The following is a 20,445-nucleotide window of genomic DNA, read 5'->3' on the forward strand; positions in this document are numbered from 1 at the left end:
AGCATGTGGAGGCGCTCCGTGCCTCTGTTCTGGAAAGAAAGAAGGCCGGATCGATAGGTGGAAACCGGGCCTATCAGCCACCTTTCTCCGCTGGCGTTCCCTCTACACCGCGATCAGACCGAGCCAGATAGCAAAGCTCTCTGGGATACCGAACAGCTTGAACGTGAGCTGGCCAGCCTGAGCCTCGCGGGCATTGCGTGCAAGCCGCTCATCCCACGACAAGCGGTAATGAGCACGCTGGGCCCGAGAGATCGTCGGAGGGGAGACGATTGGGGTGGGAGGAAGAACTGGCCCCATCTGGATGTCCAGGCGTTGGCGGTGCAAGTGCAAGCACGCCTGCCGTTGATGTCGCCGGCTCCAGTCCCGCCAAAGCAGCGGATCCGATCCCACCACCAGGGGATGAAGCAGAACGCTGACCTGGCGCGGTTTGGCCGTTGTACTGCCGTTCCATTGGCACTGCTCGCGCAAGGGACAGGGACGACAACTCCGAATGCTGGCCCCATAGACCACGCGCAGGCTCCCATCGGCTTCTCGGCGCTGTTCATGCGGCAGGAGCGCGCTCCCAGCAGGGCAACGCACCGTTCCATCGGGCTGGAGCGCAAAGTCCTGGCCTGAAAAGCGACCAGCCTTCCATGCCGAACCCACTTCTGGAGGAGCATAGCCAGAGGCAGGCGCTGCGTGTGGTGGAGGTGGTGGGAGAGGAGGAGCAAACTCGGTCATACGCAGTGGCTCTGGTGTGAGCTGATGGCCCAGTTCGAGTCTCAGGTTCCACACCCATTGGGAGACCAGTTGCCAGCATTCCTGTCCCCAAGCCGAATGGCTGCACCACCGGTCGGGATCGATCTCCTGGTCTTCATCTGAGAGGACGGGCTCAAAAGCGCCGCGATGCAGGTACAACTCAACCACATCGCGGGCGGTAAACGCCTGTTGGGGCAGGTTGGTGAAGAAGAGTTCGTAGACCACTCCTGCGCGTGTGACCCCAATGGGACTCTTCTTTTTGCCTGCCGGATGGGTCGCGACGAGCACGCGGCAGGAGACGCCATCAGATCCCACCGGGATCTCTGGGCAATCGTAGAGGCTGCGCTCCATCTGACTTTCGGGACGCTGCTGGATCTGATCAGGTGGGAGATGCAACCGGGCCGAGACGCTCGGATGATCGAGCAGGTGATAGTCTTTCCCACGGGTCACAAACGCGAACCCCGCCACCTCGGCGAGCACGGCCCCATTGCCATATAGCCCATCGAGCCTGAGCAGCGTACGTTCTGGGGAGAGTTGATGGGGCGCCAGATACCGGCCAATGGCCGCAAGCCCCTTGCGCAGTTCCTCGCGATAGTGTCCGTTCCCGCGATTGCCAAACGTGCCTACCCACTGATAGCTGTGCGCCTGCGACACCGTGGTCCTCGTCCTGGCCGTTTCCCCCCGTTTGCGGCCCCGGTAACCAGGTGCGCAGACCTCATCCAACCGGCGAAAGGGCGGGGGCAGCTCATCGGTTTGGGGTAAAGCACGTTGGCGGGCGGCTTCCCGTGTGCCGTCGATATCGAACACGGTCCAGGGGGCACCCTTTCGATCCACCAGTCCTCCAGTTTGCTTGTCGGGGGTCAGAGGACGCGCGAGCAAATCATCGAGAAAGAGGGTCCGCAGCGCTTCGACCGGAGCCTGGGTGAGCGCTGCTAAAAAACGCGAGAGCGCTGAGCGTGAGGGGAGCCGGTCGCGATCAAACAGGGCCATGAACGGGACGGCAAACGGCTGGAGTCGCTGGTAGAACTCCTCGAGCGTGCGCTCTCCGCTGATCGCGTAGCCGAAAAGCACCGCGAGGAAGTCAATCACCTCATACTGGCCAAAACGCTTCCGCGCAAAGCGGACCTGCTCGTTGATCTTCTTGAACACACCCTGCGTGCGAAGATACGTGCTGATCACCACGACTTCTCCAAACCACGATGGGGTTGAGAGGTTCGACTCCGGAGTGGTCTGGATTTTCACTGAACCATCGGCGATACTGGTCATACCTGGACCTCCTTGTTGAGAACAGTTGTGATCGTTCTCTTCAAGGAGCCACATTTCTACGCCGATGGGCTACCAGTTACAACTCGTTGCGCAATCCGTGGGGAAGAGAGCAACGTAGCTCGTCGCGAAGGAGTTGAAGCCTTCGGCCTCTTCGAAGCCTGACTAGAGGGCGTCCGAGAAGGATCTAGCGCTTCAAGCCGCTTGAGACGCCTTCTCGACGCCCTCTAAGTACAATCAACTAACTTTTTTGGCATTGGAGTCGATAACAGACAAAATTTTGTGTGGGCACTGGTTGAAGCGGTCAAAGCACTGTTGGGCCGCCGCAAGTAGTGCCTGCTTGGTTTCAAAGAACTCACCGTGGGTGACTTCCCGGCGAAAATGCCGCCACAGCATCTCGATGGGATTGAGAAAGGCAACTATAGGTTGGCAAGCAAAGCAAGACCAACCGCCCTGCCGCCGCTCGCACAACCGCTTCCACTTGCTCTGGACACCTACGGCAGGTTCCTGGCTCAATATGGCCGAGTCGCTGTATACGATAGTAGGACTACACGTACTCCGAGCCGTTCTCCAGGCTGAACTACGACGACCCCGATATTTTGGTGTTCCCGACTGGAATCGAACCAGCGCACACGCCTTCGGAGGCTGGTGCTAGGCAATTGCGAGCAGCATTCGTTGACACCCTGCTCTCAGCTAACCAGGAGATACCTATAGAGCATCTTTCCTCTCCAGAGCATATTCGTATGCGGGTCAAGGCTATTCATGCCCGGTTATCGGAGATCGTCGCGACACTACGCGAGACATAAAGCCACAAAGGGTACGTTGCCCTGGATCATGATATGTATTTTTATAATTTTACTCACCTCAAATAACAGTTGGGCTTGCACTTTTAAAAAGCCTAACTGTTATTGATACAAACTTTTATTTTATTTGCTACAGATGATACCTGCCTAGCTGATATGCCTCAACATTGTGTTCACGGAGCCAGAGCTCAACGTATCCTACACCTATATGCTGTACATCAAGATCAGATACAAATGCCTGTAACATAGTATGGGCTTTCTCTGGATCATCCTTCTCGTCACAGCGAACTTCTACTTCCAAGAAATCACCAAGCTGAGTAACGTGATCGACACTGATATAGATATCATCCTGGGAGTATTCTTCCCTTTTATTATCAATACGAGCTAGCTCAACGAGTCCGTTTTTGCTTATGGCTGCTTCTACAGTAGCTTGAGCTTGCCAGGTGGGAAGAAAGTGAGCAAAGAGGGCATTCATCTTTTTTGCCTGATCGGTATCTGGGTGAAGTGGAAAGGTGCGCTCAGTACTTTGACCATGTATTTTTTCAATACTCTCGTTGAATTTAAATTCGACCTTTGTGCTATTTCGTACTCTTACAAACGCTGCTTGCTGAAGGAGAGCATAGTCCTGGGTATCATAATAGATATCTATGTTATGCACTTCACCGTCAAAACGCATATGTTCAAGCTTTGAATGGAGTTTCTGGAGAAGCGCAGGTGAGAGCTGGCATTTTAATTCTACCTCGATCATCGACTTTCCTCTTTTCGTGAGCAAACTCTATGGCATCCACCGATGAAAGAAAGACCTTTCCTCCCTTCCTCTCGATCATAGAAGCGATACGATGTAAACGAGCTTCGTCCTCATATCGTCTCCATGTGGGAGCGTGAGCAGACCAGGGAACGATGACTTGACGATGTGGAGTTTGTGTCAGGATTTCTGTTGGGATGAAGCGAACAAACTGCCCTCCTTCATCTGCGTAAAGAGGACCTAGAACAAAGCCGCCACATCCAGCATCTATACCTGCCTGCGCTAGTTGTTCATATTCTCTATCCCGAATACCAGGTAAGATGGGCCGTAATGCAATGTAGGTTGGAATGTTCCTACGTTTTAAGTTTTCGATGTTCGCAACTCGTTCTTGGGCAGTGGGGGTATGAGGTTCGACAAGACGAGCAGAATCCCAACAACTCAGAGAGATAAAAGCAACTAGTGTGTTCCCATCTTGTAACATACCATCATGGATGTCTACAAGGACGTTCAGAAGAGCATTATCCAGAAGCGCTTTGGTACTGAAGCTAATATTCTTACGGAGTCTCGCCAACCGTTGTAGCATCATGGCACCGCGTTCTGGCCTATCAAATGGATCGCCGTCATACCCAAACTGAATAGTTTCAAAGGCATGAGTGCGCATAAACTCTTCAAACTGGCGAAGAATTTCCTCTGCATCAACCTTTGAAGGGCCAACCTCTCCTTTTCGGGTATAACAGTATTTGCAACCGAACCGACAAGCCTGACCAACCGGAACGAGAACTCTATTCTTCTCGACTTTAAACTGGACATTTCCGGCCATACTGATCCTCCCATACGATACGTGCTATAAAAGCGTATCTCTGATAAGTGTAGCATGGCAAGAATATCATGTCAAAAGAATAGCGTATTTGGAGGTTGCGCTTTAAAGAGAGATATTGTACTATGCTCTTCAGATAACATTAAATGATATTGTTATTAGAAGAGCATATTCTATGCTCTATCAGCTTGATTTTTGCAAGTCGTGATAGAACACTTCCTAATGGTGAGAAAAGGAGCACGATGATGTTTACCGATTCACCTACTCCACAAAATATTTCAGAAGGAAAACTGCTTTCAGATGATCGCTTTTTGCGTGAAGTCGCTCATTTGTATTATGACGAAGGGCAGACTCAGGAAAATATTGCTGAGGCCCAGTATTGCTCAAGGCAGACAATCTCAAAAGCACTCCAGAGAGCCAGAGATCGTGGCATTGTTCGTATCTCAGTTATCCCGGAACAAAGAACGGGGTATTTGCGCAACCTTGCTCGCGACTTGCGTTTGCGACTCGGTTTAGAAGATTTAATCCTTGTGCCTGGTCGCAATATGGATGAGGAGCAGAGCTCTGCGAGCGATGTGTTGGATGACATTGCTGGTACCGCTGCTGATTATCTCGATCAGTTGCTGACAGATGAAGATATTCTGGCTGTATCAGGTGGGAAAGATACCATGCGCCAGGTTGTCCGCTATCTCAAACCAACAAAGCTTTTACCTCATTTAAGGATTGTTCCAACTATTGGTTTTGTAAGGCCGCAAACAAGTGTTGGAGATGCCAATCTGACCTCCTTTGACATCGCCACAGCTTATGGAGCAAAACATAACTGGCTTCCTATCCCTGCGATTGTTGAGTCTGAGGAACAATGTGAACAGGCTCGCGCCCTTCCAATAGCGCGAGACGTTTTAAAGATTATGGAGGACGCAAACATTATTATGACGGGATTGTGGCCTCCATTTGCTCAGAAAGCGATATTTACCCAGCAGAAAATTGAAGAAATCACGACATACAATCCAGCTGTTGATATTAATCATTGGATTTTTGATAATGTTGGTGCTTGCATTAATGACAGGTTAGAGTCTCCTCCCTACTACCTCACTGGATTAGAGATACCACGACTGAAAGAGAAAATCCAGCAAAACCACGCGAGAGTTATTCTTGTGGCTGGAGCAAATCTCAAATATATACCAGCCATACGTGCTGCTCTGAAAGCAGGCATTGCCAACATCTTGATTACCGACCATGTAACAGCCGAAACACTCCTGAAAAAGCCAGAGTAATGGGCCTGAGCAAAGACCTTGCGTTTTCACTTCCCTCAAACACATCACCATTGATGTGTTTTTTCTTTGCATTCCACCTTCTCTCTACGAGACCGATGGGGCACATTGCTCGCACGAGAAGCCCAAATAGCAGAGCGCTAACAATGATTGAGAAGTTTACATATGCTACAGCTTGGATTTTTGTTGTCTCTTGTCCACTCTTTAGGAAATAATGGTTTTATCATAAAGCAAACGTTTAGTAGTAGCATATGCTACAAAATTAGCAAATGCGCCAAAATGCATTGATAAATGCGTTCTCCCATGCTACACTCCAATTATCGACAGTCTTGGTTGTCATATGCTCTTACGTTTGCTCTTTAGTAAGATATTCCTTCAGATTGGTAGGAGGACCCAGTTATGGATAAAAATCAAAGTGAAGTGGCAACTCTTTTACAACAAATAGAAGCCGAATATCAGGCAGCATATAACGGATTAGATGGCTTTGCTATGACTGCACCTCATGTCTTTCGTACGTCCTGCTCAGAACGCATAGGGAAATTGCATGAGGATTTACAGCAGATAGTTGGCTTAGAAGATGCTATCCAGCTTGTCGCGCAAACATTAGATCGATTGTAGAGGAGCAATAATGGTAGTCCATAGGCACATTTCTACGTTTCCAACCGAAACGATACCTTCTTTGAGGCCAGCACCTCTGGAACAAGAACCAATGCTGAGGCATAACCGAGGCCTCGACCGCTGGGAAGGGGGATCCCGAGAGCGTTTCCTCTGGATGGACAATACGACCTTCCTGCTTTATGTGGATGCCTATCTGGAGTTTCACCAGTTGAAGCCGCCAACACCAGAGCAGGTACAAGAGGCCATTCAGCATTGTGCTCGCCTGGACTATTGGAATGGCTGCGAGCGCTTCTATGATTGTCATGTCCATGTTCAACGGGAGAACGAGGAAAGGATTTCATGATGCCATTATTCCCTCTTTTTACGACGAAGACGCCGGGGCACCATTCCAGCTTTTGAGCCTCCTCCTTTCAGCGCGAAACCTACCGCAACCGTGATTGGGGAGCGCCGGTTCCGCGTGGACGTGCCCTATCTCTTTCCCAAAGATATGCCTGAGTACGACCGTCTGACCTTTCAGCGTGCGCCCAGAGAGGTCTAAGAATCCTTACCATCAGAGGATGGTGCCACTGAAGGACGGTGGCTAAAGCAGCGTCTTACCTTCACTCGAAAGAGCTGGGGGGACAATAGCATGACGTGAAAAGGCAGGCTAAGTCCGAGCATCACGGACCAGTACGCCAGTCAGCTAGGTCGTCTATGGTGAAGGCTGATTGCCAGAACCCAAGTCATGGGGGTTAATGCGAGGCTTGCAGGCGAAAAAGATGCCGTGGCCTGTATCCGGCGCCATCAGAAGGGTGTTGGAGTTCTGATGGTCCTTCCACCGGACCCAACCCGCGAGGAGCGGGAAAAGACGTAATGGGCACCTACGGACGAACCAGGATTCTCAAGATAACCTGGGGATCGCCTACGTCTCGCGAGAGATATGGCGACGGAGTGATCATAGTACTCAAATGCTCACCGTAATGGGTGAGACACGGGGAAGAGTCACAGGGAACCCATTCCATTCATTGGAGGTTCATTCGGATGAATGACAAGACCTTAAAGCGATTGGAATACCTGCAACAAAAGAATAGCAACCCAGCATGGGTCAATCACGATCTGTACCGTCTCATGTACCAGGAAGACTTCTACATCCTGGCCTATGAGCGCATGAAATCGAAACCTGGAAATATGACAGTTGGCAGTGATGGAGAGACCCTGGATGGATTTTCGAGAAAGGTCATCCAGGCGATGCGTACCGAGCAATTTCGCTTTCAACCCGTTCGACAACAGTTCATTCCGAAATCAAATGGGAAAATGCGAAAACTGGGTATTCCATGTGTACGGGATAAAGTGGTACAGGAAGTCATTCATATGATTCTTGAAGCCATCTACGATAGCCCGCATGGAGCCTACTTCTGTCAGAGTAGTCATGGGTTTCGATCACAGCGCAGTTGCCACACGGCATTACGTGAGTACCGGAAAAAATGGACCGGGGTGAATTGGATCATTGAGGGAGACATTCACGCCTGTTTTGACGAACTCGATCACCAGATCCTGGTTTCCCTCCTGCGAAAGAAGATCCAGGATGAGCGATTTCTCAATCTGATCTGGAAATTGCTGAGAGCAGGATACATGGACGTGCATGGAACCAAACGAGACAGTCTCATTGGTTCCCCACAGGGTGGATTGGTCAGCCCAATTTTAGCCAACGTCTACCTTCATGAACTCGATGTGTTCATGGAGAAACTAGGTGAAGAGCGAAAAAAGGGAGAAAAAAGACAGAGAAATCCAACCTACACTCGACTAAGCAATGACTTAGCGGGTCTCAGGAAGTGCGACCAAGCCAAGACAAGAGCGTATCGAGAACTCATCAAACAACGGCGAAAAGTTCCCTCATTTGTGCCCAAGGACCCGGAGTATCTCAGAATAAAATATCTGAGATACGCAGATGATTGGATTATTGGTGTGTATGGAGATAAACGCTTCGCTCAAGAGATCAAGGAGCAAGTGAAGGAATTCCTTCACACGACGCTCAAACTCCAACTGAGTGAAGAAAAGACCTGCATCACACATGCCAGAACGGAAGAGGCGCAATTTCTCGGGACCCTTCTTACCCTTGGGTATGGAGGGGAAGCGAAAATCGCACGTATTGCAGAGAAAGCAAGACGTTACAAACGCCGATCAACCGGATGGGAAACCGTGATTAAAGCACCAATCAAGAAGATCATCAAACGGCTCCATGAGCACAAGATATGTACGGCGGAAGGGGAACCAACCGCAAAGGGAGCGTGGTCACACCTGGACCTTCAGCAGATAGTAGCTCTCTACAGCAGCATCAATCGCGGCATACAGAATTACTACCGCTTCGTGGACAATTGGGGTGAACTGACACGCATCCAGTACATCTTGCAATTCTCGCTCGCCAAAACCCTGGCACAGAAACTGAAACTGTCCAAGCGAGCGGTCTTCAAGCGTTTTGGCAAAAATCTCTGTATCAAAGGGAAAACAGTTGATGACAAGAAGGAGCAAAGCGTAAGTTTCTTCTTGAACCACGACTGGACAAAGAAAAGAGACGCCTTCCGAGGAGGCACCTTTTCCGACATTGATCAGGTGAGAATGTGGAGACGCTTAAGTACCCGCTCGAAATTGGGAAAACCGTGTTGCATCTGTGGGATCACTCCCGAAGAGGCGCAGATCGAAATGCACCATGTTCGACACATTCGAAAACTATCCGGGAAACGGGAAGCCGCAGGATTCAATCGTATCCTGCAAAAACTGAACCGGAAACAGATTCCAGTCTGCGAGATGTGTCATGGGAAAATTCATCAAGGAGGATATGATGGCATCAAGCTATCCCAATTGGCATACCTTCCGCGATAACGCCATTCTTCACAGTGCAGGGGAACCTGGAGAGCCGGATGCATCGAAAGGGTGCAAGTCCGGTTCGGTGGGGAGAGGTTGGAGCGCTTGGGAAACCAAGTCCCGGCCTCTTACCCGACACTACTTCTTGAAGTCCTTGCTTGGTAGCAATTATGCCGCTCCAATTGACTATCCCAAGCGTATTCTCGATGTTGGCTGCGGTACGGGTATCTGGGGACGGGAGATGGCACATGCCTTTCCCGATGCTCAGGTGGTCGGCTTCGATATCGAGCCTCAAACTCCTGTCTCACATGCCCTTGAGGTCCCATCCAATTGCCTCTTTGTCCAGGGCAACGCCCTGCAAGGCTTACCGTTCGCCAATCAGGATTTTGACTTCACTCATCAGCGCTTGATGGTGGCGGCACTTCCTGCTCGCGCCTGGCCCTATGTGGTGAGCGAACTCGTTCGTGTCACCCGTGCTGGCGGCTGGATCGAGTTGGTTGAGGCGGCTGATACCTTCGAGCGTATAGGACCTGTGACAAAAAAATACATGGAGTGGTGGCACAAACTCGAGAGCAAAACCGGCTTTGATGCCTCTCTCATGACGAAATTACCGACTCTGCTGATAAAGGCTGGTCTCTCACAGGTCAAAGATCGGGTACTTCAAGTCCCTCTTGGGACCTGGGGTGGACGAGGAGGAGAGCTTCTGGCAAAGGATCTGCACGCCATTTTTGTCAATCTGAAGCCCGTGTATTGCTCTCAACTCAAGCTTTCGGAGAAGGAATTCGACAAAGCGCTCAATGCACTTCCTCAAGAATGGGAAACCTACCAGACGTACTTTCATTTTTACCTCGCTTACGGGCAAAAATGAGGGATGGCTAAGGGTCAGGAGGGTCGTCCATGCAGCAATCTCAGACCTATCTCCTCGCTTTTCGTCGCTCCGTGACCTTTCGGAGCATAGAAGGAAAAACGACGTTTATTTCGTCTGCTGAAATCGTGCCCGGCGTCAAGCTGATACAGAAGATTCCCGCGACACGTGAGGCCCCTGCCCTCTATGAACTAGCATTGACGCTCGATGGTGAGCCCAAAGTACTCATCGTTCAGAAGAACCTGATTGAACTGCGCAAGGAGAAGCTTCTTCAGAAGATAGAAAGTAGTGTCACCCAATAATGTCTGTTGTGAAAAGCTTTCCCACGATAGGGAGAGTGACAAACACCAAACAGCTGGTATCTTCCTGAGTTTAGTAAGCACGAGAAGAGGGTTGTCATGATCTCTGAGCACTCTAGAGAGACCTTGTCGCAACACGTATTGCATGTCATCCTCCTGAGTTCTCCTCAAGAAGCTCGAATACTGAAGCCGAAGCTGCGAGGAGGCAATATCGCAATAACACATCTGGTCCATCTCGGAAGTAATGCGTCAGCGATGACAGCGAGACTCATGCAATCTGACGTCTGGCTTGCCTGTTGTTCTCATTCACGAGAGATCCAACAGATTCGGCAGATCACCCCTCATGCGCCACTGATGATCTGCTCACAGATGGAGGAGGAAGCCCAGATTGTGAAGATGCTCGATGCTGGCGCCGATGATTATATCTTCTTCACATGCGGAAAACAGGAACTTCATGCGCGGTTGCACGGGCATGCCAGACGTTACAGAGGACGCCAGACTTCTTCTTGTGAGGCACCAAGACAGATCGGTCCCTTCCTGGCACTTGAAAGCAAGGATCAGCGGATTCGCTTGCAATGCGCAAAACGCTCTGTCATCGTTCGTGGGCAGATCGTCCACCTGACACCCATAGAATGCGCGCTGCTCTTCATCCTCATGCGCGAAGGGGGCAAAGTGCTCTCTCATCAGTCGTTATTGCATGCTGTCTGGGGCGAAGCGTATCATGGGGAAGTAGATTATATCCGTGTGTATCTGCATACCCTTCGTCTCAAACTGGAAGAAGATCCTAAACATCCCTCCTATCTCGAAACGATCACGGGCGTAGGATATCGTTTCAGTCAGCTATGCATTCCCACAACGTTTCATGGAGAAGCCTCGCACTCAGAGATCGTTGGAGAAAACAGAACATGAGAGCTCACCTGAGTTGACTTTACTACGAAGACACGTTATCAGTAGGCTCACCATACAGCCATAAAAAGAACAAATCAGGTCGAGATGGTTGTATTCAGAACCGCGAAAGCAGTCATATAAGCCGAGAAGCAGAGTAGACAGAAGACATTCAATGAAATGACCAATGTTTGGTACGAGCAGATGAACCAAGGGCATATTCTCCCAGTTCTTATGGATGGGAAAATACCAAATTTTGGTATTCTACTATTTATAGAATAACCTCTTCAAAAGAGAAGATCCTCTTGGAGAGAAGGTTGGCTTTGTCGCACATATTCATCCTGTTACCAGGAGAATACCGCCATCCCATTCTGGTCGCTTTTCATCGCTCACACCTTCTTCATCGGTCGAAAGGCGCACTTTTCCCTAGGAAAGCAAGGGGTCAGTTCAGTACTTCCGAAGCCACTTGCAGATGTCCTGAGACACCGTGCAGAGCGAGATGAAGGCGGTGAGATGCTCCGTCCTCTCAAGAACTCCCTGTTTGTCTGTTTATTCTTCCATCGGAAGAGGCCCACATCACACAGGCCCAGAAAACAAGGTGTTTCTGCCTTCACATCGTGTGCAGCCAGGGAGCAACGCTACAACCTGGCGCACGGGCAGCGCCAGAATACCGGGGTGAATGGAGAGACTCAACATCCACCGGGGTATCCCTTCTTATGCACTGCGGTTCTCATATGAGAGAACACATGTTCGGTTGTAATACGAGTGAAAGGGGCGTGTGGTTACATAGATCGAAACAAATCGGATACGCACTGATATTTTTGCACTCAATAACCTCCAGGGAGAATTTCCTGTAATCCTCAAACATGGTGTTATTGACCGACGACTTCTAGCATTTTGAGATTATTTAGCTTATCGTCCAAAGCCAAATCTGACCTGCACTATCTCCTGCAAGCAAATATTTGCCATCAGGAGACCAACCAAGTGCTTGAAGAGCATAGAAGTCAATGCCTCTTCCGTCATTTGTATCTGGGTCAGAGGTGGTAGAGGTGTTCGAGAGTGTCTTGCTCGATATATTCCAGACCTGGATTTTATTGTCTTGCCCTACCGTCGCAAAATGGGTACTGTCAGGAGACCAGCTAATTTCGTAGACAAGCCAAAAATGAGCGGCGACAGAACCATCGTACCTCCAACGTCCTCCCTGTTCTTGCCGGGACCAGAGAGCAACTATTCCTTTATCATAGTTGTGATAAGCAGCAGCAATGTGTTGGCCATCTGGCGACCAGGCTATCGAATTGATAAAATTTGGTTCATCAACTGGTTCTTTGAATGGGAGAAGGGTTGCTTCACCAGTGATTGTATTCCAGCAAGCAAGAAAATCGCCCTGATGAGGGCCTAACGCTGCAATATGGCTACCATCTGGGGACCAGGCAAGGCTATTGAGATACACTTCACCATCAGCATTTTTATATGCCTGCAACGTGAGTTGAATACGACCACTCTCAGGATCCCGGATCTGTATCTTGCCATAGTCACCGCCTACAGCAATCCGCTTATTATCTGGCGACCAAGCAACGACCGTCCCAGCAAACGTAGGAAATGACGAGAGGAGTTTTCCATTGCGAGCATTCCAGATATGCACACCAGATCCTCCCGATGCAAGATACTTTCCATTTGGGGACCAGGCAATCAATGAGGACAAGGTATTGTTTTCACTCTCTAACGTTGACTGGCTATATACTTGCTGCCCGTCTACAGTCCACACCGTCATCATGCCTGTTGTATTCAAAGCAACAAATTGATGACTATCAGGCGACCAGGCAACCGCTATAACTTCCCCATCCATATGCTGAATATATCGAGGAGAATGCGTATATTGCCAATTGAGAAAACCACCGAGTCCCAACGCTACTACTCCACCACCACCAAAAATAAGCAGCTTGCGCCGGGAGATGCGACGTCGCCCACTAGATTGAGATTGGTGCGCTTCAATTTGAGATGGAGAAGAAGAGGATTGGATTGTCATGAAATGGTAGGTATCCTTCCTGAAATAGGTAGAGAAGCCAAAAAAGAATCAAATGAGAAACGCGCTATGGAAGCGCAGGCGGCATATTTGAAGAGTCAGTATACTCATCGGTAAAATGCCCTGTCAAGATACGGATATGTGTATGGCTGGTTGGCTTTTCTTTATTATGCGTGATTGCCCCTTGATGATCGTCTTTTTCTTCTTCCCTGGCTTTGCCAACCTGGAGAAAGTGGACATTTGCCGGCTTCGTCCGAAATTGGGAATTACTTCGCCCACTATTGGGTGGTTTTCTTCTTCCCTTTTTGACAGGCTATTGAGTACACTAAGAGCAGGTCGTGTGGCTCTTGCGTTGTGCGCTACATAAGGCCTTCCCCATGAAGTCGGGCGAGAACATGAAACAGCGGGCGGCCGAACACGGCATACGGCGATTGATTGACGGCCGCTCGTGCCGATCTATCATTCACCGGTCCATGTGTTACGCTGATTGGGCGAATACCGCAAAGGCGCTCAATATCGAGCCGGAGAGCGAGGAGGGGTACAAGCTCCTCAAGCAACTGAACCACTATGCTATTACCACGGAACATAAAGGGCTGTCGTTCTGGTGGCTGTTGCCGGTCATGGAGATGTCGAACGTTGAGGAGAGTTTGTCTCCTCATGTTCTAAAAACATAAGTTCCATACGCACCAGGTTAGCCACGTCATCCGCCGAGCGAATCTGATATTTTTGGTCCTGCTGAAGCATGCTGAGGCGCTTGCCAAGCTCAAGCGCAGCCTTGAGTTGCGCGGCTTTCGCCAGGCCAAGCCCATACTCTTCGCTTAATTGATGAAAGCTGGCGCTCATCAATCCCCCAGGCCCCCGTACTTGGCTAGCAGCTTCCCGGCCATCTCCATCACGTTGTCGCGCTGGGTTCCGGTGCGCAAGATGATCGCCAGCAGGTCCGCGTTCGACAGCGAATCCGCGCCCTGCTTCTGCAGGCGTTCCCTTGGTCGTTCATCGTGGGGAAGGTCGTGTACTGTGGCGTGATATTCCGCGCGTACAGGCGGCTGTAGCTCGTCGTCATAGGCGCGTTCGCGCATGCTCTCTCTCCTTAGGTAAACTCATCGAATCACTTCTATGGAGAAGAGTATGCCGACCACCCGGAAAAGACAATAGGCAAAATAGGAAGTAAGCAAGTCAATAAATCGGGAAAAATAGGAAGTGCCCGGGTGGCACGCAGGAAAAGCGCACTCACCTGCGTTACAGGGAATAGAACGAGAAGATACATGAAGGCGAGGATAACTATCGATGTACCAGGCCTTTGGCGACGGATCTTCCGACTGCTCAGGGGAAGAGGCCTCCCTTGAACAGTTAGTGGCGCAGGCTCGTCAGGGAGAGGCTACCGCGTTTGCCCGCCTCTTTGAAGCCTTTAACGCGCCCATTTGTACCTATCTAGCCCGCCTGGTGGGAAATGATGAGTTGGGGCGTGACCTGGCCCAGGATACCTTCCTGAAAGCCTGGAAGGGCTTATCGAGCCTACAGGGCGAGATACAGTTTCGTGCCTGGCTCTATCGCATTGCAACCAACGTAGCCTACTCACACCTGCGCCATACGCGGCATGTGCGTTGGCTATCCTGGATCCAGGTGAGCGAGCATGAAAGCCCAAGCATTGAGGGGCCGGAGGAATGGGTGAGCGAAGTAGATGTGATTCAGCATGCCTTGCGTCAGATCTCGCCACAATACCGAGCATGTTTGCTGCTTCAGGTGATTGAAGGCTTTTCGCAACGCGAGATCGCACGCATGCTGCATATCAGCGAGAAGAGTGTAGGCTCAAATGTCTCGCGTGCCCGCGAGCAGTTTCGCCGATTCTATCAGCCAAAGAAAGGAGTAATGGAATGAGGAAGCAGCAGAGGCGGCCTGTTTCCGCGCCCTGTGTTCAGTGGCAAGCACAACTGGCCAGCTTGCATAGGAATGATCTTCTGCCACGTGAGCGGGAAGCACTAAGGGTCCACCTTAAGGAGTGCTCTGCCTGTGCCCAGGCTCAGGCAGACTACCGGGCTATGGATGTCGCTCTTCGTAGTTTACCGCCAGTCGCTCCCCTGTCTCAACTTCCCAGGGAACTGGCAGAAGCTGTGTACAAACAGCAGAGAGGAACAAGAATGCTCAAGGATGACACCCCAATCAAAGGAGTAACCGGTGATCTTGAAGTGATTGACCTGGATGAACAGCTTGCGAAACGTGCACGCAAAGTCGGTTCCAGGACAGCGCTCCCGCCCAGGCCTGAGCGACATGTAAGCCGCCCTGTACGTATCATCAGCTCGCTTGTCGCGGTTCTGGTAGTGGCGGTCCTGGCTGGAGGCGCTTTCCTCCTCTTCTCGGGTCATGAAGGACCTGAGAGCAGCGTGACAGGTTCAAATGTGCCTTTAAATGCCAGGGCGTTCTATATCTGGCCAGGGACTTCTGGTCAGTTGAAGAAGGCAGACATTTATGCGTTGAGTATGCAGAATGGATCAGTCTATTGGAAGGCCACCCTCAAGACCCAGTTGACGATTAGTAAACTAGTCCCATACCAGGGAAAATTGTTTGCGCCAGGTGAGGATGGCAATCTGTATGCTCTGAGCGCGAAGACGGGCCAGGTGCTCTGGAAATATTCGGTTAAGAGCGATCCGGCACCAGATGAAGCTCCTGCGTCACCCATTGCTGATGGGAACACGGTCTACTTTGAAGCGGGTAGTGGCTTCTACGCCTTAAATATCAGCGATGGTAAGCTTCTCTGGCATGTAAAGACACCCTGCAAACCGACGATTCCAGGGGTAGTAGGTACTGACTGTGTCAATGTGTTGAGTACAGTGGACAATGGTAAGGTCTATGGCTTCTTCGATGGACTCTATGCCTTTGACGCCAGCAATGGGAAGCAACTCTGGCACGATCCACAAGTACAATTTAGGGGCGAAAATAGCATCGTCGTCTCTGGGAAGTACCTATATAGTGCTGGTGAACGCCTCGATGTACTAAATGTAGCTGATGGCAAGAAGGTGAACGCGCCTGCATTTTCCAGTCTGAATCGTTCAGGTAGCTTGTTAGAGGCAGATGGAGTGGTCTACTACTCAACTGGAACTCAGCTTACAGCTATTCGTGATCTAGATATACTCTGGCAGCATCATTACGCGAATGGCCTGACACCATTGGCTGCGAGCCAGAATACCTTGTTTGTAGATACGGATCACCCGCTTGAACAAACCGGCAATGCTCTGGGAATTTACTTCTATGCCCTGGATGCCAGCACCGGGAAGATCAAGTGGCATTGGGAACAGAGGTCTCCTAATGGGCGACTGCCTTCGCTCCCATACTATATCACGTCGATGAATGGCAAGCTTTACCTCTACTTACCAGAAAATGGTTTTAGCAATAACTCGGCCGGTGGCCTCTGGGTCTTGCATGATGGCAAGCGCGACTTCTATCCTTCGCAAAACTAGTAGAGAAAAAAGCAGAGGAGGAGATCTGCCTACCGCAGGTCTCCTCCTCTGCTTTTGCTATTCATGAATATTATTTATGGGATGGTTAGCGGATACGCAACTCGTTGCGCGTGCGAAGCCGTGGCTTCGGAGTTTCGTGTTCGCGCTGTTGCAGTTCTAAGACGAGCTGCGTCACTGTAGCAGTTGTGGTCAATTCGGCTGGCTGGTGCTCGACTTCCTGCGGCTCGCTTGTCGCGGAAGGGAGGAAGCTTACAGCGGCCTCGCGGACCTGTGAGGACGCGACCGGCTTGCGTGTTTCTCGTGATGTCTCTGTTCCTGGCGTTTGCATTGCCTGTTCCATTAACAGCGTGCCACAAACACCGCACATCCCATGGCTTGCCTTATACAGTTTTGGCAGCGGCAAAAGGGAGACCCGCTCGCCCGCGCTATCAATCAAGCGCAGGCACCATGCACACTGTCGTACCATAAATCCACACTATCCTTTCCCTCACGGTGCAAACGATACATAGCGACATAGTATGTCTCTGGTACTTGGGTGGGAACAGGACCGGTGAAGATCCGCCTCTGTGTATCGTCTTGCTGGTTTCAAAAATCAGTCAATGTCGTCCGTTGACTACCGTGTAACATCCTCCTTGTTATAATACCTTCCACAGAAAGTAATTTTCATCCTTTGTCTGAGAATTTGTACATATAGATATGCGGCATTTCGTATATTATCTCCCCTTTTCTACATATCTTCATACCCACCACCACCTTTTCTTTGTAATGGTTGCTCGATTTTGTCTTTTAGATGTAGTGCAGGTGTCCCGCATGTCGTTGCCCTCTGACCTACTGTCAGGGTGCGTAGTACTCAGACGCCAAGGAATAAGACAAAAGGTAAGACAAGGCAAGATATTGATGGTTGCCTATTTTTCCCTACATCTTAAACAACGAATGGCAGGCGAAAAAGTTGCAATTAATTTAATGTAATGCATCTTCATACGTCTTTCGCCTGCATTAACGAACTGTAATGGAAATGGTGTGATAGCCGGATGAACCTGCGGGTGCGGGCGAGGCAATGGCCGGGTCCTGGACGTTGCCCTCCAGATCGATCGCTCGCGCTACGACTGAGTACTGTCCCGCTTTAGGGGTCCAGGAAAGCTCCCATAAGACCCAGGTAATCTGCGAGAATGGTTTCTTCAGGGTTGCTCGCTGCCAGCTCGCACCACCATCCAGGCTCACATCGACCTGGCTGATACCTTTATTTCCCGAGAAGGCGACGCCGGCAATATAGCTAGTTCGACCGTCTGTGAGTGTCGCTCCGGTCAGTGGCGTATCGATACGCGTGGTCATACGAACGGGGGCGGCATCGTCCCAGCCGCGATTCTGCCAGTAACCTTGAAAGTTGTAGTTGACGACCTCAATGCCTGTGATCCACTTCACGTGTTTCATGCCATAGATGCCAGGGACCAGGAGGCGAGCCGGGAAGCCATGCTGCTGCGGAAGGGTCTGCCCATTCATGCGCACGGCGACGAGGGTTGTCGGCTCTAGGGCCTTGCTCAGGTGAATGCTGTCACTATAATCATCCGCCGCGTGCAGGACAACCTTGGTCGCGCCCTCTTTAACGCCTGCACTCTCCAGCAGTGTGGAGAGTGGGAAGCCTTCCCAGAGGGCGTTCCCCATATAGGGGCCGCCAACCTCGTTGCTGATGCACATTAGCGACTCATATTGTTGCCTGGTTGGCATCTGGAGGATCTCGTCATAGTTGAGTGTGTAGGGTGTGCGTACCTGTCCCTTGATCTCCATATGCCAGCCTCTGGCGTCGACTGTAGGATCGGAGACCAGGTTTTTGGAGACGGTATAGAACTGGTCGTTACTGGTAAGCTCTGGCGAGAGATTCTGCGCGGGCTGAAGTGTGCCATAGTTGGGTGTAGGTGGTGGCACGATTTTACGCTTGAAGTTCTGCGTAATGTGCGCAACATTCGTGCCCGCGCTTCCAAGTCCATTGGAGATAAAGCGCCATGCCAGGTAACCCATGACGCCTACACCCAGCACCAGGCCGCCGCTACGCAGGACATCGCGGCGCGTCTGACGAGAGCGCTCGCGAGCTGCCTGCGCGTCCAGCGCTTCTTTCGCGACTTGCTCGCGTACGCTAAACAGATTGCGGAGCAGGACGTAGAGCAGGCCATAGACCAGGCCAACCACGCCCATACTCCACATGCTACCGCTAAGGCCGCTGGTTGTGTTCGCGCCAAAGAGCCCACTGCCAAAGAGGGGGAGCAGAAGTAAACCGCTGAACAACCAGAGCAGAAGTGCCAGGAGGAGTCCAGCACTCCATCTCATGGTTGTACTCTTGCCATCCGGGCGTGGATGCGCACTACTAGAATGCCCGCTTACCTGGTTAAAGAAGCCGCCTGCGAGACCGAAGACCGCGCACTGCCCCACCACAACGATGGCGACGAGAACATGTTTGGCATCGTCGCCAATCAACTGGTGCAGGAAGGCGAAGAGGGGCGCAGGCATAAGTTGGGTGATCCAACTGCCCATCTCTTCGGGCAGCGAGACGCCATGAAATTCGATATTGAGCAGGAGCATGATGCCGGTGGCAAGAATACCTGCGGCAAGTCCCGCTAAGAAGCCATTGGCAAAAAGCTCCTGGCGCGCCTGTGCTTCTGGCGGTGGCGTCTGCTCGGGTTGGGTCGGTGGTTGTGTCGTTTGCACGGTGATGCCTCTGTCTGTAAGAAAATAGAAAAGTTCCTGATTGAATCAGATCGTTCTTAGATTCACACGTTGTCTACGAGCTTCTTTTACAGAGATGCTGGACATGTAGTAATCGTATCATTACGGGGAACTTTGTGTAACCTTGAGCCTATGGCTGTGCGTACTATAAATGCTATCTTATCAAATTGCTGGCTTTGTGTCTGAAAGGAGGCCCACCATGATGGGCAGGGATTCAACGGATCTGACGCTGGAGATGCTTAACGAAGAGGTGCGTATGATTTGGGATGCTAACGCACCCTTCTGGGCGAGCTACATGGGCGCTGAGGGGAATAGTTTTCATCGCTTACTGGTTGCCCCATCTGCTGAACGATTGCTAGCTTTACAAGCTGGGGAGGAGGTATTGGAACTTGCCTGCGGGGGTGGTCTTTTTGTCAAACAGATGGCACTCTTGGGAGCTAGAGTGGTCGCCACAGACTTCAGCTCAGTTTTTCTGGAGCTTGCGCGGGAGCGCGTCGCCGAGTTCGAGGAGCAGGTACAGTTTGCGCAGGTGGATGCCACGCATGAAGAAGAGATTGTCGCCCTGGGTGAGCAGCGTTTTGATGCCGCGGTCTGCAATATGGGTATCATGGACATGGCAGAGATTGATCCCTTAATGCGTGGCCTGGCGCAGGTGCTCAAGCCGGGAGGGCGCTTCGTCTTTACGATTATGCATCCCTGTTTCAATTCATCACATGTAACGATGGGGGTTGAGACCAGGGATGAGAGTGGCGAGGTCATCACGGAGCGCTTCTTGAAGAAAACAAAGTATTTGTATATGGAGCCTGAGAAGGGTACAGGTATCGTGGGTCAACCTCTCCCTCAGTACTATTTTCATCGTCCGCTACATAAACTCCTTGGGAGCGCCTTCCGCGTGGGCTTTACCATGGATGGCATCGAGGAGCCAGCCTTTGGCGGAATCGAGGAACCAAAGGCGCGGGTACATTGGCCAGATTTTCATGAGTTTCCCCCTGTGCTGGCGGTGCGTTTACGCCTGGCATAGAAATAGCGAGGAGAGGTGCGGAACTTTCCCGCACCTCTCCTCGCTTGAGAAAGAAAGCCGTTACGCTCGCTCACTGGTACTAT

At 51.1% G+C, this 20,445-nt stretch carries 19 protein-coding genes; 11 read left to right on the forward strand and 8 right to left on the reverse strand.

Going from position 1 to position 20,445, the window contains the following annotated elements:
• Positions 1 to 102 precede the first annotated feature (102 nt).
• A complete protein-coding gene (locus JMJ04_RS11040; RefSeq protein WP_201370539.1) occupies positions 103 to 2,004 on the reverse strand; it encodes a hypothetical protein in 1,902 nt (633 codons plus the stop codon).
• A 656-nt stretch (positions 2,005 to 2,660) separates the two neighbouring features.
• On the opposite strand from JMJ04_RS11040, the gene JMJ04_RS11045 reads away from it, so the two are divergent.
• On the forward strand, positions 2,661 to 2,807 hold the full coding sequence (locus tag JMJ04_RS11045) for a hypothetical protein (protein WP_201370540.1): 147 nt from the start codon (positions 2,661 to 2,663) through the stop codon (positions 2,805 to 2,807).
• A gap of 127 nt (positions 2,808 to 2,934) precedes the next feature.
• On the opposite strand, the gene JMJ04_RS11050 is transcribed toward JMJ04_RS11045, so the two are convergent.
• Both JMJ04_RS11050 and JMJ04_RS11055 read right to left on the reverse strand, forming a co-directional pair.
• Positions 2,935 to 3,552, reverse strand: a complete 618-nt coding sequence (locus JMJ04_RS11050; protein WP_201370541.1) for a CYTH domain-containing protein — start codon at positions 3,550 to 3,552, stop codon at positions 2,935 to 2,937.
• Complete coding sequence (locus JMJ04_RS11055; protein WP_201370542.1) at positions 3,485 to 4,369, reverse strand: radical SAM protein; 885 nt, start codon at positions 4,367 to 4,369, stop codon at positions 3,485 to 3,487. The genes JMJ04_RS11050 and JMJ04_RS11055 overlap by 68 nt, the downstream gene beginning before the upstream one ends.
• A gap of 239 nt (positions 4,370 to 4,608) precedes the next feature.
• Between JMJ04_RS11055 and JMJ04_RS11060 the strand changes: the two genes are divergently transcribed.
• From JMJ04_RS11060 to JMJ04_RS11090, 7 genes are all read left to right on the forward strand, one after another.
• The gene (locus tag JMJ04_RS11060) at positions 4,609 to 5,640 is read left to right on the forward strand and encodes a sugar-binding transcriptional regulator (RefSeq protein WP_236037984.1); all 1,032 of its coding nucleotides are present in this window, start codon (positions 4,609 to 4,611) and stop codon (positions 5,638 to 5,640) included.
• A gap of 396 nt (positions 5,641 to 6,036) precedes the next feature.
• On the forward strand, positions 6,037 to 6,255 hold the full coding sequence (locus JMJ04_RS11065) for a hypothetical protein (RefSeq protein ID WP_201370543.1): 219 nt from the start codon (positions 6,037 to 6,039) through the stop codon (positions 6,253 to 6,255).
• A 91-nt stretch (positions 6,256 to 6,346) separates the two neighbouring features.
• Entirely contained in the window at positions 6,347 to 6,598 is a 252-nt protein-coding gene (locus tag JMJ04_RS11070) for a hypothetical protein (protein WP_236037985.1), read from the forward strand.
• Between the two features lie 677 nt (positions 6,599 to 7,275).
• Complete coding sequence (locus tag JMJ04_RS11075) at positions 7,276 to 9,114, forward strand: reverse transcriptase/maturase family protein (RefSeq protein ID WP_201370545.1); 1,839 nt, start codon at positions 7,276 to 7,278, stop codon at positions 9,112 to 9,114.
• The gene (locus JMJ04_RS11080; RefSeq protein ID WP_201370546.1) at positions 9,071 to 9,964 is read left to right on the forward strand and encodes a class I SAM-dependent methyltransferase; all 894 of its coding nucleotides are present in this window, start codon (positions 9,071 to 9,073) and stop codon (positions 9,962 to 9,964) included. The genes JMJ04_RS11075 and JMJ04_RS11080 overlap by 44 nt, the downstream gene beginning before the upstream one ends.
• A 29-nt stretch (positions 9,965 to 9,993) precedes the next feature.
• A complete protein-coding gene (locus JMJ04_RS11085) occupies positions 9,994 to 10,263 on the forward strand; it encodes a hypothetical protein (protein ID WP_201370547.1) in 270 nt (89 codons plus the stop codon).
• A 252-nt stretch (positions 10,264 to 10,515) separates the two neighbouring features.
• Complete coding sequence (locus JMJ04_RS11090) at positions 10,516 to 11,169, forward strand: winged helix-turn-helix domain-containing protein (RefSeq protein WP_236037986.1); 654 nt, start codon at positions 10,516 to 10,518, stop codon at positions 11,167 to 11,169.
• Positions 11,170 to 12,052: 883 nt separating this feature from the next.
• Here the strand turns inward: JMJ04_RS11090 and JMJ04_RS11095 are convergent.
• The 3 genes from JMJ04_RS11095 to JMJ04_RS11105 form a co-directional block, all read right to left on the reverse strand.
• Positions 12,053 to 13,171, reverse strand: a complete 1,119-nt coding sequence (locus tag JMJ04_RS11095) for a WD40 repeat domain-containing protein (protein WP_201370549.1) — start codon at positions 13,169 to 13,171, stop codon at positions 12,053 to 12,055.
• Positions 13,172 to 13,786: 615 nt separating this feature from the next.
• Positions 13,787 to 14,011 (reverse strand): JAB domain-containing protein, encoded by a 225-nt coding sequence (locus JMJ04_RS11100; protein WP_201370550.1) that lies wholly within the window; start codon positions 14,009 to 14,011, stop codon positions 13,787 to 13,789.
• Positions 14,011 to 14,247: a UPF0758 domain-containing protein gene (locus JMJ04_RS11105; protein WP_201370551.1), complete on the reverse strand. Its 237-nt coding sequence runs from the start codon at positions 14,245 to 14,247 to the stop codon at positions 14,011 to 14,013. Before JMJ04_RS11105 ends, JMJ04_RS11100 begins: the two co-directional genes overlap by 1 nt.
• Positions 14,248 to 14,455: 208 nt before the next feature.
• Here JMJ04_RS11105 and JMJ04_RS11110 point away from each other — a divergent pair, with 208 nt between their 5' ends.
• Positions 14,456 to 15,046 carry an RNA polymerase sigma factor gene (locus tag JMJ04_RS11110; protein ID WP_201370552.1) on the forward strand — a complete coding sequence of 197 codons (591 nt, stop codon included), beginning with the start codon at positions 14,456 to 14,458 and terminating at the stop codon, positions 15,044 to 15,046.
• The gene (locus tag JMJ04_RS11115) at positions 15,043 to 16,623 is read left to right on the forward strand and encodes an outer membrane protein assembly factor BamB family protein (RefSeq protein WP_201370553.1); all 1,581 of its coding nucleotides are present in this window, start codon (positions 15,043 to 15,045) and stop codon (positions 16,621 to 16,623) included. Before JMJ04_RS11110 ends, JMJ04_RS11115 begins: the two co-directional genes overlap by 4 nt.
• 85 nt (positions 16,624 to 16,708) lie before the next feature.
• Here JMJ04_RS11115 and JMJ04_RS11120 read toward each other — a convergent pair whose 3' ends face one another.
• Both JMJ04_RS11120 and JMJ04_RS11125 read right to left on the reverse strand, forming a co-directional pair.
• Positions 16,709 to 17,089: a hypothetical protein gene (locus tag JMJ04_RS11120; RefSeq protein WP_201370554.1), complete on the reverse strand. Its 381-nt coding sequence runs from the start codon at positions 17,087 to 17,089 to the stop codon at positions 16,709 to 16,711.
• A 530-nt stretch (positions 17,090 to 17,619) separates the two neighbouring features.
• On the reverse strand, positions 17,620 to 19,323 hold the full coding sequence (locus JMJ04_RS11125) for a molybdopterin-dependent oxidoreductase (RefSeq protein ID WP_201370555.1): 1,704 nt from the start codon (positions 19,321 to 19,323) through the stop codon (positions 17,620 to 17,622).
• 217 nt (positions 19,324 to 19,540) lie between these two features.
• Here JMJ04_RS11125 and JMJ04_RS11130 point away from each other — a divergent pair, with 217 nt between their 5' ends.
• A complete protein-coding gene (locus JMJ04_RS11130; RefSeq protein WP_201370556.1) occupies positions 19,541 to 20,362 on the forward strand; it encodes a class I SAM-dependent methyltransferase in 822 nt (273 codons plus the stop codon).
• Positions 20,363 to 20,445 lie beyond the last annotated feature (83 nt).

This window comes from Ktedonobacter robiniae, assembly GCF_016587375.1.
GTDB lineage: Bacteria > Chloroflexota > Ktedonobacteria > Ktedonobacterales > Ktedonobacteraceae > Ktedonobacter > Ktedonobacter robiniae.

Excerpts from the sequence above, each read along its gene's own strand:
- JMJ04_RS11040 (WP_201370539.1), bottom strand. The coding sequence starts at position 2,004 with ATGACCAGTATCGCCGATGGTTCAGTGAAAATCCAGACCACTCCGGAG.
- JMJ04_RS11050 (WP_201370541.1), bottom strand. The coding sequence starts at position 3,552 with ATGATCGAGGTAGAATTAAAATGCCAGCTCTCACCTGCGCTTCTCCAG.
- JMJ04_RS11055 (WP_201370542.1), bottom strand. The coding sequence starts at position 4,369 with ATGGCCGGAAATGTCCAGTTTAAAGTCGAGAAGAATAGAGTTCTCGTT.
- JMJ04_RS11060 (WP_236037984.1), top strand. The coding sequence starts at position 4,609 with ATGATGTTTACCGATTCACCTACTCCACAAAATATTTCAGAAGGAAAA.
- JMJ04_RS11065 (WP_201370543.1), top strand. The coding sequence starts at position 6,037 with ATGGATAAAAATCAAAGTGAAGTGGCAACTCTTTTACAACAAATAGAA.
- JMJ04_RS11070 (WP_236037985.1), top strand. The coding sequence starts at position 6,347 with ATGCTGAGGCATAACCGAGGCCTCGACCGCTGGGAAGGGGGATCCCGA.
- JMJ04_RS11075 (WP_201370545.1), top strand. The coding sequence starts at position 7,276 with ATGAATGACAAGACCTTAAAGCGATTGGAATACCTGCAACAAAAGAAT.
- JMJ04_RS11080 (WP_201370546.1), top strand. The coding sequence starts at position 9,071 with ATGATGGCATCAAGCTATCCCAATTGGCATACCTTCCGCGATAACGCC.
- JMJ04_RS11085 (WP_201370547.1), top strand. The coding sequence starts at position 9,994 with ATGCAGCAATCTCAGACCTATCTCCTCGCTTTTCGTCGCTCCGTGACC.
- JMJ04_RS11090 (WP_236037986.1), top strand. The coding sequence starts at position 10,516 with ATGACAGCGAGACTCATGCAATCTGACGTCTGGCTTGCCTGTTGTTCT.
- JMJ04_RS11095 (WP_201370549.1), bottom strand. The coding sequence starts at position 13,171 with ATGACAATCCAATCCTCTTCTTCTCCATCTCAAATTGAAGCGCACCAA.
- JMJ04_RS11100 (WP_201370550.1), bottom strand. The coding sequence starts at position 14,011 with ATGAGCGCCAGCTTTCATCAATTAAGCGAAGAGTATGGGCTTGGCCTG.
- JMJ04_RS11105 (WP_201370551.1), bottom strand. The coding sequence starts at position 14,247 with ATGCGCGAACGCGCCTATGACGACGAGCTACAGCCGCCTGTACGCGCG.
- JMJ04_RS11110 (WP_201370552.1), top strand. The coding sequence starts at position 14,456 with ATGTACCAGGCCTTTGGCGACGGATCTTCCGACTGCTCAGGGGAAGAG.
- JMJ04_RS11115 (WP_201370553.1), top strand. The coding sequence starts at position 15,043 with ATGAGGAAGCAGCAGAGGCGGCCTGTTTCCGCGCCCTGTGTTCAGTGG.
- JMJ04_RS11120 (WP_201370554.1), bottom strand. The coding sequence starts at position 17,089 with ATGGTACGACAGTGTGCATGGTGCCTGCGCTTGATTGATAGCGCGGGC.
- JMJ04_RS11130 (WP_201370556.1), top strand. The coding sequence starts at position 19,541 with ATGATGGGCAGGGATTCAACGGATCTGACGCTGGAGATGCTTAACGAA.